The organism is Paenibacillus sp. JNUCC 34, assembly GCF_058269055.1.
Window position 1 is genome coordinate 2,280,962 of sequence record NZ_CM177770.1, and the last position, 16,355, is coordinate 2,297,316.

At 45.7% G+C, this 16,355-nt stretch carries 16 protein-coding genes; 12 read left to right on the forward strand and 4 right to left on the reverse strand.

All coding sequences use genetic code 11. From position 1 onward, the window contains the following. Positions 1-9: 9 nt before the first annotated feature. The 5 genes from AC2TF5_RS10795 (at position 10) to AC2TF5_RS10815 (ending at position 6,543) form a co-directional block, all read left to right on the forward strand. The gene (locus AC2TF5_RS10795; RefSeq protein WP_491302156.1) at positions 10-1,800 is read left to right on the forward strand and encodes a cache domain-containing sensor histidine kinase; all 1,791 of its coding nucleotides are present in this window, start codon (positions 10-12) and stop codon (positions 1,798-1,800) included. Next, positions 1,800-2,780 (forward strand): substrate-binding domain-containing protein, encoded by a 981-nt coding sequence (locus AC2TF5_RS10800; RefSeq protein WP_491302157.1) that lies wholly within the window; start codon positions 1,800-1,802, stop codon positions 2,778-2,780. Before AC2TF5_RS10795 ends, AC2TF5_RS10800 begins: the two co-directional genes overlap by 1 nt. A 139-nt stretch (positions 2,781-2,919) precedes the next feature. Then, the gene (locus AC2TF5_RS10805) at positions 2,920-4,416 is read left to right on the forward strand and encodes a sugar ABC transporter ATP-binding protein (protein WP_491302158.1); all 1,497 of its coding nucleotides are present in this window, start codon (positions 2,920-2,922) and stop codon (positions 4,414-4,416) included. Between the two features lie 36 nt (positions 4,417-4,452). Beyond that, on the forward strand, positions 4,453-5,427 hold the full coding sequence (locus AC2TF5_RS10810) for an ABC transporter permease (protein WP_491302159.1): 975 nt from the start codon (positions 4,453-4,455) through the stop codon (positions 5,425-5,427). A gap of 105 nt (positions 5,428-5,532) precedes the next feature. After that, entirely contained in the window at positions 5,533-6,543 is a 1,011-nt protein-coding gene (locus tag AC2TF5_RS10815) for an ABC transporter substrate-binding protein (RefSeq protein WP_491302160.1), read from the forward strand. Positions 6,544-6,617: 74 nt separating this feature from the next. Here AC2TF5_RS10815 and AC2TF5_RS10820 read toward each other — a convergent pair whose 3' ends face one another. Continuing rightward, positions 6,618-7,490, reverse strand: coding sequence for an AraC family transcriptional regulator (locus AC2TF5_RS10820; protein WP_491302161.1), 873 nt, complete (start codon positions 7,488-7,490; stop codon positions 6,618-6,620). A gap of 160 nt (positions 7,491-7,650) precedes the next feature. On the opposite strand from AC2TF5_RS10820, the gene AC2TF5_RS10825 reads away from it, so the two are divergent. The 4 genes from AC2TF5_RS10825 to fucU are packed head-to-tail and all read left to right on the forward strand — an operon-like array spanning position 7,651 to position 12,148. Next, positions 7,651-9,441 (forward strand): L-fucose isomerase, encoded by a 1,791-nt coding sequence (locus AC2TF5_RS10825; RefSeq protein ID WP_491302162.1) that lies wholly within the window; start codon positions 7,651-7,653, stop codon positions 9,439-9,441. A gap of 27 nt (positions 9,442-9,468) precedes the next feature. Further along, on the forward strand, positions 9,469-10,128 hold the full coding sequence (locus AC2TF5_RS10830) for a class II aldolase/adducin family protein (RefSeq protein ID WP_241929580.1): 660 nt from the start codon (positions 9,469-9,471) through the stop codon (positions 10,126-10,128). A 27-nt stretch (positions 10,129-10,155) separates the two neighbouring features. Beyond that, complete coding sequence (locus AC2TF5_RS10835; RefSeq protein ID WP_491302163.1) at positions 10,156-11,664, forward strand: rhamnulokinase; 1,509 nt, start codon at positions 10,156-10,158, stop codon at positions 11,662-11,664. A gap of 52 nt (positions 11,665-11,716) precedes the next feature. Continuing rightward, complete coding sequence (gene fucU / locus AC2TF5_RS10840; protein ID WP_491302164.1) at positions 11,717-12,148, forward strand: L-fucose mutarotase; 432 nt, start codon at positions 11,717-11,719, stop codon at positions 12,146-12,148. 133 nt (positions 12,149-12,281) lie between these two features. Here fucU and AC2TF5_RS10845 read toward each other — a convergent pair whose 3' ends face one another. The 3 genes from AC2TF5_RS10845 to AC2TF5_RS10855 all read right to left on the reverse strand — a co-directional run bounded on the left by AC2TF5_RS10845 (position 12,282) and on the right by AC2TF5_RS10855 (position 13,380). Then, a complete protein-coding gene (locus tag AC2TF5_RS10845; protein ID WP_491302165.1) occupies positions 12,282-12,680 on the reverse strand; it encodes a VOC family protein in 399 nt (132 codons plus the stop codon). Between the two features lie 17 nt (positions 12,681-12,697). Continuing rightward, positions 12,698-12,901, reverse strand: coding sequence for a helix-turn-helix domain-containing protein (locus tag AC2TF5_RS10850; protein ID WP_491302166.1), 204 nt, complete (start codon positions 12,899-12,901; stop codon positions 12,698-12,700). Between the two features lie 161 nt (positions 12,902-13,062). Further along, positions 13,063-13,380 (reverse strand): DUF4183 domain-containing protein, encoded by a 318-nt coding sequence (locus tag AC2TF5_RS10855; RefSeq protein WP_491302167.1) that lies wholly within the window; start codon positions 13,378-13,380, stop codon positions 13,063-13,065. Between the two features lie 44 nt (positions 13,381-13,424). Between AC2TF5_RS10855 and AC2TF5_RS10860 the strand changes: the two genes are divergently transcribed. The 3 genes from AC2TF5_RS10860 (at position 13,425) to AC2TF5_RS10870 (ending at position 16,292) form a co-directional block, all read left to right on the forward strand. After that, positions 13,425-13,769, forward strand: coding sequence for a hypothetical protein (locus AC2TF5_RS10860; RefSeq protein ID WP_491302168.1), 345 nt, complete (start codon positions 13,425-13,427; stop codon positions 13,767-13,769). A gap of 348 nt (positions 13,770-14,117) precedes the next feature. Then, positions 14,118-14,528 carry a DUF4183 domain-containing protein gene (locus AC2TF5_RS10865; protein ID WP_491302169.1) on the forward strand — a complete coding sequence of 137 codons (411 nt, stop codon included), beginning with the start codon at positions 14,118-14,120 and terminating at the stop codon, positions 14,526-14,528. A 273-nt stretch (positions 14,529-14,801) separates the two neighbouring features. After that, a complete protein-coding gene (locus tag AC2TF5_RS10870) occupies positions 14,802-16,292 on the forward strand; it encodes an amidase family protein (RefSeq protein WP_491302170.1) in 1,491 nt (496 codons plus the stop codon). Positions 16,293-16,355: the final 63 nt, after the last annotated feature.

Below are 16,355 nucleotides of genomic sequence, written 5' to 3' on the forward strand. Positions count from 1 at the left end.
AGGCGTTCGATGAAAATCAAAAGTATTCAATCTCGAATCGCCGGCACATTCGTCATGCTCATTTTATTGACCGCTCTATTGCTTATCTTTATCTCTTACCGGTTATCGGAGTCAGCCGTCCGGGAAACCGCGGAGAGTTATACAACTGAATTGATTAAACAAGTGAATGCGAATATACAGACATATATTACGGGAATGAAGGATATCTCACTAACGGCAATGAACAATCCGGACGTACGCGAATATCTGGCTTACGCAGACTCCATGCCACCCGAAGAAAAGTCTGCGCTTGAATCCAAAATATCGGAATATTTCTATTCCATCCTCATTTCGAGAAAAGATATAACGTCGATTAATATTTTTGGATATAACGGAACGTTTATCTCGGATCGAAAAGGAGTGGAACTGAATCCGAACATTCGCCCAGCGGACCAACTGTGGTACAAGCAGGCTCAAGAAGCCAAAGGTCTGGCCGTCATTTCGTCGTCTCATGTGCAACCTGTCATCAAGGATGAATATCGCTGGGTCGTCTCTCTGAGCCGGGAGCTTCGTGGCATCGACCGTTCGCAAGGACTCGGCATACTACTGATTGATCTTAATTTTAAGGTTATCACTGACATGCTGAGTAAACTAGATTTAGGCAGCAGAGGTTATGTATTTGTCGTCGACCGGGAAGGAAATATCGTGTACCATCCCCAGCAGCAGCTGCTCTACAGTAATCTGAAAACAGAGGAGATCGATAGAGTGCTGCAGGAGTCAAGTGGCAGTTTTGTCACTAAGGAAGATGGGGGAAGCCGGATTTATACGATTCAGAATTCGGGCTTTGGATGGAAGATTGTCGGGGTTTTTTACGAGAATGAACTGGTCGATAATAAGAAACAAATGAAGATCTCCTTTGCCGTAGCTGGTTTATTTTGCTTGGGGGTCGGTGTGTTGATCTCTAATCTCATTTCTCGTAATCTGACACTCCCTATTAAAAAATTGCAGGAGAAAATGTCCGAGGTCGAAAAAGGGAATTTTGATATTCGGGTTCCGGTTGGACACTCGAAAGAAATTTCCAGTTTGGCGCGCAGCTTTAACTTGATGATGTTAAAAATAAAAGAGTTGATGAACCAAATTGTGATGGAACAGGAATTCAAGCGAAAGAGTGAGCTGAATGCGCTGCAAGCGCAGATCAATCCTCATTTTTTGTATAATACGCTTGATTCTATTATTTGGATGGCTGAGAGTAAAAAACACGATGAGGTCATTCTGATGACTTCTGCCTTAGCGAAATTGTTCCGTGCTTCATTAAGCAAAGGTAGGGAACTGATACCGATTGCTACGGAGATCGAGCACATCACCAGTTATCTAAAAATTCAGCAGATGAGGTATCAGGATAAGCTCGGATTTAGTGTGGATATTGATTCCTCTCTGCGTCATTATTTGACGTTGAAGGTTCTCCTTCAGCCGCTTGTGGAGAATGCGATATACCATGGCATTAAAAATAAACATGGTCGCGGTACGATACAAATTATCGGAATCCGAAACGGTGATGATATTGATCTTCGAGTTAAAGATGATGGAGTCGGTATGGATGAGGAGATGCTCAGGACGATTATGTGCTCACCTAAGAATCATAAACCGACAGCTGGCGTCGGTATCGTAAATGTTCACCAGCGCATTCAACTCTACTTCGGCTCGGACTACGGATTATCCTATGAAAGCAGATTGAATGAGGGAACGACGGCTATAATAAAGATTCCTGCGATCCATATGGATGAGAGTAAGAAGGACAATATGGAGGGGGAGTCGACCTGATGCGATCCATCAAAGCACGTTATGTGTTGCTGATTCTTCTGGCTGTGGCCATCATCGGTTATGCTTTATATCGTATATCGCACGAGGAATCGTCAAGCCCCCAAAAAATTATCGTTGCAGTAAAAGCTACGGAGGAGATTGATTTCTGGCGCGTGCTGACCGATGGTGTACAGACGGCTTCCAGAGAATTCGGTGTGGAGGCTACGGTCATTGGTCCACCGAGAGAGATCGATGTAGATCTGCAAATCTCGCTGCTGGAGGAAGCTATTAAAGAGAAACCGGACGCCATTTTGATGGCAGCAGGAGATTTTAATCGTCTTGTGTCTGTCTCTAAAAAGATTGAAAAGGCAGGTATTCCTCTGATCATGATTGATTCGGACGTCAATGAAGATTATGCGCACAGCCTCATTTCGACGGACAATAGGGATGCAGGGCAGAAGGCCGGAAGAGAAATGGCCGCCCTGCTCCCTTCCAAAGCCAAAGTTGCAATTGTCAGCTTTGTTCAGGGAACGTCGACACAGATCGAGCGGGAGCAAGGGGTTCGAAGTATTCTTGATCATCGCGAAGGGACAGAATTCGTTGGAACGTATTACAGCGAAGGTTTGGAGCAGACGGCTTATGAGATTACGAAAAAGCTGCTGCAGGAACAGCAAGATTTAGACGGAATCGTCGGTTTGAATGAGACTTCAACGGTGGGAGCGGGGCGAGCCATTAAGGAGCTTGGACTGACAGGCAAGGTTAAACTTGTCGGTTTCGACAGCTCTATTGAAGAGGTTAAGATGCTTGAGGAAGGTGTGCTTCAGGCTACAGTCGTTCAGAAGCCGTTCAACATCGGATATCTTGGTATCAAAACGGCTGTTTCTGTTTTGGAAGGAGACAAAGTTCCGCCTAATGTTTACACTGATTCGGTCGTTATTTACAAAAACAATATGTATACAGAAGAAAATCAAAAACTGCTCTTTCCCTTTGTGGAAGAGTAGTCTTTTTTTTGTTTTTTTATAATTTAAGTTGTTTAATTTAAGTGGATTTTTCAACGTTTAGAAGAGAATATTCCATTCCTCCTTTTTCCGGCGGCTTATACAATAAGCCATACAGACTCTGTGTAAAGAGGTGAGAAGTTTGGGAGAGATACTTGTTACTATGCAAGGGATCGACAAGCAGTTTCCTGGCGTTCAGGCACTTAAAGACAGCCGGTTTGAATTGTTCAGCGGTGAGGTTCATGCCCTGATGGGCGAGAACGGTGCGGGTAAGTCCACAATGATGAAGGTGCTTACCGGCGTTTACCAGAAGGACGCGGGCACTATTGTATATAAAGGTCAACCGATTGAAATTGAAAGTCCTAAAGCCGCCCAAGATTCCGGTATAGGCATGATCCACCAAGAGCTGAATCTGGCTCTGGATCTAACCGTTGCACACAATATTTTTATGGGGCGTGAGCCAAGGGGGAAGCTGGGACTCTTTCTGGATGAGAAGGAGCTTAATCGACAGGTGTTGTTGCTCTTCGAGCGAATGGGACTTGATATGAACCCCTCAACCGTAGTTGCGGATTTAACAGTAGCAAAGCAGCAGATGGTCGAAATTGCCAAAGCACTATCGTTTAACTCGGAAGTGTTAGTGATGGATGAGCCTACAGCGGCTCTGAGCGATACGGAGATTGAGGACTTGTTCAGAATCATAAGGCAGCTTCGCTCGACTGGAGTTGGAATCGTTTACATTTCCCATCGGATGGATGAAATCAAGCAAATTACAGATCGGATTACTGTCATGAGAGATGGACGTTATATCGATACGGTACTCACTTCGGACGTAAGTAATCAGCAGATTATTTCCATGATGGTAGGCAGACAAATTTATGATTCATCCAGACCTGAGAATGCCCGCAGCGACCGTGAAACGGTGCTTGAAGTGATTGGTCTGAATCGCGGCAGGATACTAAATAACATCAACTTCACACTGAAAAAGGGCGAGATTCTTGGAGTCGCTGGGTTAGTTGGTGCAGGGCGGACAGAGCTGGCACGGGCTATATTCGGAGCTGATAGAATCCAGTCCGGGGAGATTTACATCCATGGCCGGAAAGTCACGATTAAAGAACCGCATGATGCCGTCAGGCAAGGAATCGGATATTTGTCAGAGGACCGCAAGCGCTTCGGCTGCGTTGTTGACCTGGATGTAAAGTCTAACGTTGTTATCGCTTCCTACAAGAATTTTACGCTCGGCGGGTTCATCCAATCTTCCAAGGTCAGAAGGTCAACCCAAGAGGTTGTTGATAAACTTAGAGTCAAAACGCCACATATCGATCAGGAAGTAAAGTTTCTGTCTGGAGGTAATCAGCAGAAAGTTGTTATCGGAAAATGGCTGACGCGGGACTGCGACATCCTTATCTTTGATGAACCAACCCGTGGTATCGATGTTGGAGCCAAGAGCGAAATATATAAACTGTTAAACGAGCTGACGGAGCAGGGGAAATCGATCATCATGATCTCTTCGGAGCTGCCGGAAATACTGCGTATGAGCCACCGGATTATCGTCATGTGCGAAGGACGCATCACCGGCGAGCTTGGACACGAAGAAGCCACGCAGGAGAAGATCATGCACCTGGCGACCGCGAGAATGTAATGTCATCGACCAATCACGTCAGGAGGAATTATTACAATGAATATTAAACTCAGAACCAGATCAGGAGCTCTTCAGCAAGTGCTGGCTCTTGCCAGCTTGGTCGTTCTTATCGTTGTTTTCTCCCTCTCATCAGGAAACTTCTTTCAATTTTCAAACGTTGTTGGCATCCTGTTTTCTACTGCGGTTATTGGAGTTCTGGCACTTGGATCGACTTTCGTTATTATCACGGGAGGGATCGATCTGTCTGTCGGTACGGTGATGACGCTAAGCGCTGTGATGACCGGTGTATTTATAACCTTCTGGGGTCTGCCTGTTCCTTTAGGCATTGCTGGAGGCATCCTGACAGGTGCGTTCTGCGGATTGCTATCCGGAACAGCCGTGGCCAAATTGAAAATCCCGCCCTTTATCGCGACACTGGCCATGATGATGATTGCTAAAGGCCTGGCCTTGGTCATCTCGGGTGCGAAACCGATCTATTTTAACGATGCAGAAGTTTTTATGGAGGTTTCACAGGGTTCCGTATTGGGGGCTATCATTCCTGGATTTGATATTCCGAACGCAGTCCTGATCTTCTTCCTCGCTGCCATTCTTGGCTATATTATTTTGTCAAAGACCATTATCGGTCGTTATAATTTCGCGCTCGGTAGTAATGAAGAGGCGACCCGCTTGTCAGGGGTGAATGTTCACTTTTGGAAAATAGTCATTTACACTCTGACAGGTGCTTTTACAGGTTTAGCCGGTGTGCTGATGGCTTCGCGTCTCAATTCTGCCAACCCTGCTCTGGGCGCCGGTTATGAGCTTGAAGCGATTGCTGCAGTCGTTATTGGAGGTACCTCACTTAGCGGGGGGAAAGGCACGATTGTTGGCACCGTTATCGGCGCACTTATAATGAGTGTGCTCACGAATGGCCTGCGTATTCTTTCGGTTCCTCAGGAATGGCAGACGGTTGTTGTCGGTATCGTCATTATTTTGGCTGTATATGCAGATATTCTTCGTCGACGTAAGGCTTAAAGACGTTGTCCCGGTATACACATCTGTTTCATTCGCTGCGGTAGACACTTCCAGAAGGAAGATCTATAGATAGTACTCATTTCAAAAATAAGGGGAGATTTGATAATGAAAAAGCTATCCGTATTGGCATTGGTTTTGATGCTGACCACAAGTTTGCTGGTGGCATGCAGCTCGACGAAAAATACAGCTTCTGGTGGTGACACGCCTAGTCCAGGTGATTCAGGATCCGGCGCAAAAACGGAAGGAGAACTCTATATCCCGATTATATCCAAGGGATTTCAGCATCAGTTCTGGCAAGCCGTTAAGGCAGGTGCTGAGCAAGCTGGGAAGGAATTCAATGTTAAGATCACATTCGAAGGTCCGGAAACAGAGTCCCAAGTGGATAAGCAGATTGAAATGCTGCAGGCCGCTCTGGATAAAAAGCCAAGTGCAATCGGGTTTGCTGCATTGGATAGTCAGGCTTCTATTCCGCTTCTGAAAAAAGCGAAGGAGAACAATATCCCAGTTATCGCATTTGACTCCGGTGTAGATAGTGATATACCGCTTGCCACGGCTTCGACTGACAACATGGCAGCTTCAGCACTCGCGGCAGACAAAATGGCTGAGTTGATTGGTAATGAAGGCAAGATTGCCATGATTGTTCATGATCAGACGAGTGTAACCGGTGCAAGCCGGCGGGATGGCTTCAAAAAACAGATTGAGGAGAAGTACCCCAATATTCAAATTGTCGACATTCAGTATGGAGGAGGAGACCATTTGAAATCGACGGATCTTGCCAAAGCCATTATGCAGGCTCATCCAGATCTCAAAGGTTTCTTCGGAGCTAATGAAGGTTCGGCGATTGGAGTAATCAACGCGGTCGCAGAGATGAAGATGGAAGGGAAAATTACCGTCATCGGGTTTGACTCCGGTAAACAACAAATAGACGCCATTAAAAACGGTAGTATGGCGGGGGCAATCACGCAAAATCCGGTCGGCATTGGCTATGAGACTGTGAAAGCAGCTGTTGCAGCCATTAAGGGAGAGAAGCTCGAACCTGTAATCGACACCGGATTCTACTGGTATGACAAGAACAATATCGATAGCGAAGAAATTAAGGCGGTCATTTATGAATAATTAAGCTTGTTGATAGAGAACGGAGCCGCTTGAAAGGTTTGAATAGACCCTTCAAGCCAGCTTCGTGTCTGTCATTAGCTCTTGTTCATGTTCGATTGTCCGCTGCGTTCCTGATCCCGGAATGAACTCGGTGTTAGTCCCGTGACTTTCTTGAACAACATGGAAAAGTATTTCTCGTTCCCGTAGCCCACAAGGGATGCCACCTCGTGCACTGGGCTGTCGGAGTCTGCCAGCAGGCGCTTGGCTTCTTCAATTCTGCGGGATATGAGGTAGTTGAAGGGGGAGTCGCCGAGTTCTTTTTTGAATAAATGGGATAAATAATGCTGACTCACATACAGTGTATCGGCTATGTCCTTAAGGCTGATGCTCTGCGTATAATTCTTATCAATAAAATGTTTCGTACGAAGAGCGATTTCATTCTTGCCTTTAAGCGACTGGAATTGATGTTTCACATCCACAATGCGGTAGATGACCGTAATGAGAGACATGAGAAGGTTCGTACTCAGTGTCTCGTATCCGAGTACCTGGGAATCACATTCCTGCAGTATTTCGGACAGATAGCTTTCCACTTTATAGGCATATTTCTCACATGAAATGACCGGATCAACATAAGGGGGAAGCAGCATCCCCTGAGGAACACCATCGATATGAAGGTTGTCCACACCACAGTATATGACCTTAAAAGGTCCCGATGCTCTGGATCGCTCTTCATGAGGTACTCCCGGATTATATATGGCTACATCTCCTTGATGCAGCTCATAGGTTTTGCCACCGATAATAAACTCTCCGCTTCCTTCGACAATATAAATAATTTCACAGTAATCGTGGATTTGCGGAGGCCCGTAGAAAAATGACTCATCTACAACTTGACCGGCAAAAAGGAGTTCTGGGTTGCGTTTAAAACAGAATTGATCACTTTTGCTGTATGGTATTTCGATTTTAGGCACCGTAAGTCCCTCCAAAAATCCAGTGATAGACTCATTATATAATAATGTTCACTTTTATTGCTGTTTTGTTGTCAGGATACAACAATATAGTGGGTTATCGCCTGTCTCAAACCTCATTACAATAGATCTATAATAGTAAAATTCCAGGAGGTATTAGATCATGATTGAAAGCGATTACAGATGGAGAGATGGATTTCCGAAGATTGGCATACGGCCGACGATTGACGGCAGAAGAAAAGGGGTTCGCGAATCACTTGAAGACCAAACAATGAATTTGGCAAAAGCGGTTGCGAAGCTGTTATCCGAAAGCTTACGGTATCCCAATGGACAACCGGTGGAGTGTGTGATCGCCGATACATGTATCGGTGGTGTTGCGGAAGCGCAAGCGGCAGCAAAAAAATTTAAAAACTCCGAAGTAGGATTAACCATTACCGTCACTCCTTGCTGGTGTTATGGTACAGAAACGATGGATACCGATCCATCACTTCCGAAGGCGGTATGGGGCTTTAATGGAACGGGCAGACCGGGAGCGGTTTATTTGGCGGCGGTGCTGTCAGCCCATGCACAGAAAGGTCTTCCTGCGTTCGGCATTTACGGTGAGGACGTACAGGATGAAGGAGATAGCGTCATTCCGGATGACGTTCAGGAGAAGCTACTGCGTTTTGCAAGAAGCGGGCTTTCAGCAGCTTACCTCCGTGGAAAATCTTATTTATCGATGGGCTCCGTTTCGATGGGTATTGCCGGTTCCATCGTGAACGACACGTTCTTCCAGGAGTATCTAGGTATGCGCAACGAATATGTTGATATGAGTGAGTTTACTCGCCGTCTGGAAGAAGGGATCTATGATCCGGAGGAATATGAGGCGGCGCTGAAATGGGTGAAGGAAAGCTGTAAGGAAGGCAAGGACAACAATCCAGAGCATCTGCAGAGCAGCCGCGAGAGAAAAGACCTGGAATGGGAAACAGTTGTCAAAATGACGCTAATTACTCGCGATCTGATGATCGGAAACCCTCGTCTGGCGGAGCTTGGTTTCGGGGAAGAAGCGCAGGGCCATGGAGCTATTGCCTCCGGCTTTCAAGGGCAGAGACAATGGACGGATCATTCACCAAATGGTGATTTCCTAGAGACGATGCTGAATTCATCATTTGATTGGAATGGTAAACGCTCTCCGTACATTGTTGCTACCGAGAACGACAGCTTGAATGGTGTGAATATGCTGTTCGGTTACTTGCTGACGAACACTGCGCAAATCTTTGCGGATGTCAGAACATACTGGAGTCCGGCTTCGGTGGAACGTGTTACGGGATACAAGCTGGAAGGGAAAGCAGAGGGAGGAATTCTTCATCTGATTAACTCCGGTTCTGCGGCTTTAGACGGTACGGGTGAACAGGAGCGGGATGGCAAGCCTGCCATGAAACCTTTCTGGGAAATTACGGACGAGGAAGTTGAAAGAACGTTGAAAGCATCACAATGGAGACCGGCTTCTCTGGAGTATTTCAGAGGCGGAGGCTTCTCGACCGACTACTTGACCCGCGGTGGTATGCCTATGACCATGTCCCGGCTGAATCTGGTGAAGGGACTCGGTCCGGTGCTGCAAATTGCAGAGGGCTATTCCGTTGATCTGCCTGAGCATGTGCATGATACGCTCGATCAGCGGACGGACCCGACATGGCCGACCACTTGGTTCGTACCGAATTTGACAGGTACAGGAGCATTTACAAGTGTATATGAAGTGATGAATAACTGGGGAGCGAATCATGGTGTAATCAGTTACGGACACATCGGAGCAGACCTAATTACGCTCGCGTCTATTCTCCGAATTCCGGTCAACATGCACAATGTCCCTGCTGACAAGATGTTCCGTCCAAGAGCATGGGGCATGTTCGGCACAGAACACTCGGAAAGCGCAGATTTCCGTGCATGTCAAAATTTCGGTCCGCTTTATAAATAAGCTGGAGTTGACGAAGGGAGAAACCTTATGCAAAACATAGATACACGAAACGAGCTCTGCAAATATGCCCGTAAAATCGTGGATAACGGATTGGTTGTTGGACCAGGTGGAAATATCAGTGCGAGAGCCGGAGATAAGATGTACTTATCTCCGAGCGGCTTCGCGTTAGAGGAAATCGAACCGGAGCAGTGGATTGAAGTAGATATTCCAACAGGAGCTATTACAGATATCGGTCTACGACCATCTTCTGAAGTCCTTATGCATCTGTATGGTTACCGGGCGAAACCGGACATGGGAGCCATGGTTCACACCCATCCATCGCATTGTATCGCTTTTACACTGATTGAGCAGGAACTTCCAATTATGTTTCCTGATCAGGCGGCACTTGTCGGCAGAACTTCCTACATCCCATATATCATTCCGACAACAGATTTGCTGGCCGATGCAGTAGCTGAGAAAGTGACCGAAGCAAGCTCGATCCTGCTCGGAAACCATGGCTTGGTCACAACTGGGCGTAATCTTCGGGAGGCTTACTACCGTACCCAAGTTGTTGAAGAAAGCGCGAAAATTTATTTGAGCGCTCGTGCAGCCGGTACGCCTAAGCCGTTAAGTGATCAGGAAGTGGATGATATTGCGGCGCTTGAGAGTGAGGATTACCGTATTCAGCTGTTGCAAAAGATGAAGTAATCTTTTTCTTGAAGGGTGGTACTTTTGATGAACGATACATCTGCGGTACTGGCATTTGATATGGGGGCAAGCAGCGGCCGGGCGTTAATCGGAGAAATCATCCAGCAGGAAAAGGGAAAGCCGGGGCTGCTCAAAATTACTGAGATTCATCGTTTCCCCAATACTCCGGTCCAATTCGGAAATCACCTGCACTGGAATATAGCTAAGCTTTTTCAGGAAGTGCAGAATGGCATCCAGAAGGCCTTTCAATCCGGGTACACACCGAAAAGTTATGGTATGGATACATGGGGCGTGGACTTTGGACTTATCGACAGAAATGGAGAGCTCGTAGGCATTCCTTATCATTACCGGGATACGCAAACGATCGGTATGGTGGAGAAGACATGTGCACAGGTTGGTAGGGAGCGTTTATTTGATGAGAGTGGCCTGGCGTTCATGCCGTTTAACACGATTTATCAACTACATGCGATGGTGGAGGCCCGTTCTCCGAAGCTGGATATTGCTGATAAGCTGTTGTTAACGCCGGATCTGCTTCATTATTTTCTGACGGGACAGCAGGTATGTGAGTTTACTATGGCAACAACGACACAGTTGTATCACGTGAAGGACAGAAGATGGAACACACGGCTTATCGAAGAACTGGGACTTGATCCGTCTCTGTTCATAGATCCTGTGGAACCAGGGACGATCATCGGGCATCTTCAGGACTCTGTGTGCCAGGAGCTTGATGTTCCAGCTATTCATGCGATCGCTGTTGCTTCTCACGATACGGCATCTGCTGTAGTAGCCGTACCTGCTGACTCTCCAGTTTTTGCATATTTGGTATGCGGAACATGGTCCCTTCTCGGTACGGAACTAAGTGAGCCTCTGATCCACCCGGATGTACTGGAGCATGGATTCTCCAATGAAGGCGGAGCTCATGGCACTTTCCAGCTACTGAAAAACATTATGGGACTGTGGATTGTACAGGAATGCAAACGACAATGGGATCGTGAGGGGGACGGATACTCGTTCAGTGATCTTGTGGAGTTGGCCGAAGGGGCCCAGCATTTCCGCAGTTTCATTGATCCGGATGACTTACGTTTCATGAATCCTCCGGATATGACAGCTGCCATCCAGAACTACTGCCGCGAGACGGATCAGCCGGTTCCGCAAAGTAAGGGTGACATTGTGCGATGTATATTGGAAAGCCTTGCACTTAGATACCGTGAGGTATTGGAAAGAATCGAGCAACTCACCGGAAATCAGTATGCAGGGCTGCATATGGTTGGCGGCGGTATCCAAAATGAACTTCTCTGCCAGTTCACTGCTAATGCTCTGGGACGCCCGGTATGGGCGGGTCCGGTTGAGGCTAGCGCCATAGGCAACATGCTTGTCCAATTTATTGCGAACGGTACACTTCAAAGCCGGGAAGAGGGCATAGAGCTCGTCAAGAAATCTTTCCCGATAGTGTCTTTTGATCCACACAGCACAGAACAATGGAATGAAGCATTTGCCAAATACAGCGGAATCACCCGCGGTCTGCGCTCAAGTTAATGTATCACTTTTCTTACCCTTGCATGATATCTAAGAGAAGGGTTGCGTAGCGATGTTAAAAGGTATTTCGAACCTGATTTCACCCGAATTGCTCAAAATATTAATGGAAATGGGTCACGCTGATGAGATTGTGTTCGGTGACGGCAATTTTCCGGCAGCAAGCCATGCGCAGCGTCTGATTCGCTGTGATGGTCACGGAATTCCGGAGCTGCTAAATGCGATACTGCCATTGTTCCCTTTGGATGTTTATGTTGAATCTCCGGTTGCCTTGATGGCTGTCACACCTGGCGACACGGTGGAAACACCAATCTGGGATGAATACCGAAATATCGTAAGAGAGCATCATTCAGTGGAGATCGAGTTAGAAGAGGTTGAACGATTTGCTTTTTATGAACGTGCGAAAAAAGCGTATGCCATTGTTTCAACGGGAGAAAAAGCACTTTACGCTAACGTGATTCTGAAGAAAGGTGTCGTTGTAGAATAATATTCTCTTATAGTTTGTAGGACGACCTTCATCCCCAGCTTTTTGGGGTGAGGGGCGTCTTTTCATTTTCTAAGCAGGCCTGTTTGGTTTGTTTCTTACTTTATCAGATTCATCACACTCCATTGCAACTAGATTACTCAGGAAGGTTCAACTGCCAAGATACGCCAAACTGATCATTCAGCCATCCGAATTTTTTGCTGAACTCATAATTATCTATAGGCATGAGTGCTGTTCCATTTTGCATCATTTTCTTATAAAGGCTGTCGATTTCCTCTTCGGTATCACACGTAAGGTAGATAGAAAAAGATGGGGTAAACGTAAACTCGTGGTCAATGTAACTGTCGATACACATAAACTCCTGCCCCTTTAATGAGAATACAGCTTGTATAACTGTACCTTCTTCACCGGGTCCTTCAGACCCGTATCGAGTAATGCTTTTAATTTCTGAATCCTCAATGAGTGATGTGTAGTATTTCATAGCTTCTTCTGCAATTCCGCCTTGAAACATTAAAAATGGTGTAACGTTCTTCATATTTAACTTCCCTTTCTTCACATAATATTTTGTTGTTGTCTCTCTGTTTCAACTAACTGTTTAAGTCCCAAAAACATAAATGTAAACCCTAATGTTCTTCCATTTACATTCCTATCAATTAATTTTGCCCTCTCCAGAACTTTTATATGCTTTGAAATAGCAGCCAAAGACATATCAAAAGGCTGTGCTAATTTAGAAACTGTTTTTTCTTTTTGAGTCATCAATTAAACAACTTTATTGTTACTTAACAAATTATTACAGAAAAATAGGTGCAGTCTCCTCAAAATTTTGGGAAACTGCACCTATTTAGCATAAAGTGAACTTTTTTAGTGGCCTCGATGAAATCAGTGGTTTTTTTAAGAGATAATAAAGTATAAACACATCATGATACGATTTGCGCAGTGAAGCGATGAGTCTCCAAAATAATAGGAGTACCTGCATAGATATAATCACCTGGTGATTCAATGATCATAGCCTGAGAATTAACCTTGTATATACGGCCTTCCTGGATCATGCCGTTAATGAATAGATTGGTATAACTGTTCGGACCAGAGTCCGCTAAGGAAACTGCGGTGTTTCCATTATCATCCGTAAATTGATCAGCGTTTATAACGAGGGGAGCATCTAAAACGATATCCGAGTCAAGCTCATAAAAAAATCTTTGTACGTCCGGTAAGATAAATATAGAGGGGATAGTCACAACTCCCGGTTTACCTCTGGGCCCACGAGGTCCTTGATCTCCTTGTGGACCCTGGAGTCCCTGCGGACCTGGAGCTCCTGGCGTTCCTGCTAAACCTTGGGGTCCTTGCTGTCCTTTCGGTCCTTCTGGACCCCGAGAACCTTTCGGTCCTTCTGGACCCCGAGAACCTTTTGGTCCTTTTGGACCCCGAGTACCTTGTGAACCTTGTAGTCCTTGAGGACCTTGAAGACCTTGAGGACCTTGAGGACCTTGAGGACCTTCAGGACCTTGCAATCCTTGCGGTCCTTCTGGACCCCGAGCACCTTGTGAACCCTGAGGACCTTGAGGACCTTGAGGACCTTGAGGACCTTGGGGTCCTTGCAGCACTTGAGGCTTTAAAGTTCGATTAAAACAGAATAGCCTAGCCCTTCTTGGAGGGCGGCACTTTCTCCTCCTTTTAATGGTATAAGATCTTCTCCTACATTTATTTTTAGTGCTTTTTTTTCTTGGGGTAATGGATTTCATCTGTGTAATCACCTCCTCAGTATACGTTCATTTAACATATGTGGTTGAACGCTTAGATGAGTGGACATCTACCTGTTTTATGGAGTGAATGTAACTATGTTTATGTTCAATAGATCGATTTAGTTGAAAATAAAAGTAATTATAGCGGAAGCAAATTAAAGATATTAATCATTTACTAATATTGGCTATCGTTTCTGCCATTTATTAAAAAAACAAAAGAAAGGAGTGAGAACATGCCAGTTATCAAGCCGGTATATAATGCAGTCGCTACTGCTCCCGTAGCAACTGGAGGAACAATTAGTACTTCGGTGACTCCTGAAGTAACACGTTACTTTGCTTCAATCACTGCTGATATGATAGGTGCAGTTTCAACAACGATGCCTGCAACCAGCTTTGTAGATGATGCAAATGCAGCGATTACCGCATTTCCAGCCTTAACGGGGTCCGATTATTCCAATGTTTATATCAATGGAGTACTGCAGCAAAGCTCTCTCTCAACACTTACGACTGCCGATTTAGTTCTGGATACAACAGAAGTTTCAGTAGGTGTCCCGGTTCTTGTGGAAATTTCTAGTTTTGCTGACACAACATCAACAATAACAACACAGCCGACTATATCAGCACCAATCATTACTATTAGTTAATGCATGACAGGGGCTGTCCCATAAGATTTCATCAATGGAGACAGCCCTTGATTTTTTTTGAAAGGATGAACTTATTGTCTATTGTGTTTACATATAAGGGTTAAGAAATAGTTTGTTTCTTCCTTCCGATTATTTCATTCTTTTTGAACGGATTAGAGGATTTTTGTCCTCTGTTCCCGAATCCGTAACATAATCTGTTAATGGCGGTGAAAATATGAAACGTTAATTTGTCATGATATAACTTATGAACCGAATAATTAGGAGGTCAAATATATGCTAGTAGATAAAGAAAATTGGATTGTTGAAGCAACCATTACCGATATGCAGCAGGCGATGGGGAATGGCTGGATCACTTCAGAAGAAATAGTTCAGTTATATATAGATCGCATAAACCAGTATGATCCGAAGCTCCGTTCTATCCTTGAGGTCAATCCGGATGCTGTCGAGATCGCCAGAAGCCTCGATATGGAACGTCGGGAAAGAGGGATTCGCGGCAAGCTGCACGGGATACCGATCATGCTAAAAGATAATATTGATACAGGTGACCGGATGCACACGAGCGCTGGGTCGCTTGCATTAGCTGATTCATATGCTTCTGAGGATTCTTTTGTTGCCGCTAAGCTTAGGTCTGCTGGGGCGGTGCTGCTCGGAAAGGCCAATATGACCGAATGGGCCAATTCTATGTCAACGACCATGTGGGCAGGCTACAGCTCGCGTGGAGGACTGGTATTAAATCCGTATGGTCCCGGGGATTTATTCATTGGCGGGTCAAGCTCGGGCTCAGCAGCGGCAGCGGCGGCTAACTTATGCGCAGCTGCCATAGGCACCGAAACATCCGGCTCCATCATTAATCCGGCTAGTCAGACTTGCCTTGTCGGAATCAAGCCAACGGTTGGTTTAGTCAGCCGCACAGGTATCATTCCGATCACATACACACAGGACTCTCCTGGACCGATGACGAGAACGGTTAGCGATGCGGCGATTATCCTTAGTGCATTAGCAGGCGTGGATGAACGTGATGAGAAAACGCTGGCAAGTGCGGCGCATGTGAATCTGGACTATACGGAGTTTTTGGATGAAGCCTATTTGAAGAAGGCTAGAATCGGCATTCCCCGCCATTATTACAAGGATCTGGACAAGGACAGACTCGAGGTCATTGAGGCAGCCATAGAGGTATTGAAGGAGCAGGGGGCAACCGTCATTGATCCGGTAGACCTTCCAAGCCAAGAAACACAATGGAAATCGGTCGTTCTTAAGTATGAATTTAAAAAGTACCTCAATGATTATTTAGGCAAACTAGAAAAATCCATTCCTGTGCATTCATTGGCGGACGTGATCGCTTTTAATGAAGAACATGCTGACAAAGCTCTGAAATATGGGCAAAATCTATTGATTATGTGTGAAGAAACGAGCGGTACACTTACAGAGCAGGAGTATTTGGACAGTATAAAGCAAAACTTGGAGCTTGCAGGTGAACAGGGGATCGATTTTGTTTTAAGAGAACACCAGTTAGATGCGATTATGTTTCTAGGTGATGAAGACTGCAACGATCTTGCTGCTCAAATGGGTTACCCGACTATCACCGTTCCAGGTGGTTATGCGCAGGAGGGAGTTATTGCACCTGGTGGTTATAACACCAAGGGACCGCAGGGCGTTACCTTTGTAGGAACTGCTTTCAGTGAGCCTACATTATTCAAGCTTGCTTATGGTTACGAACAGGCAACCAAATATCGTAAACCTCCCGTTATGGATCCGTCGTGTTAGTGATTCTCCAATAATGGGGAATAGATAAGTAGGACAGCATGATATAGGAAACAGTAACATCAA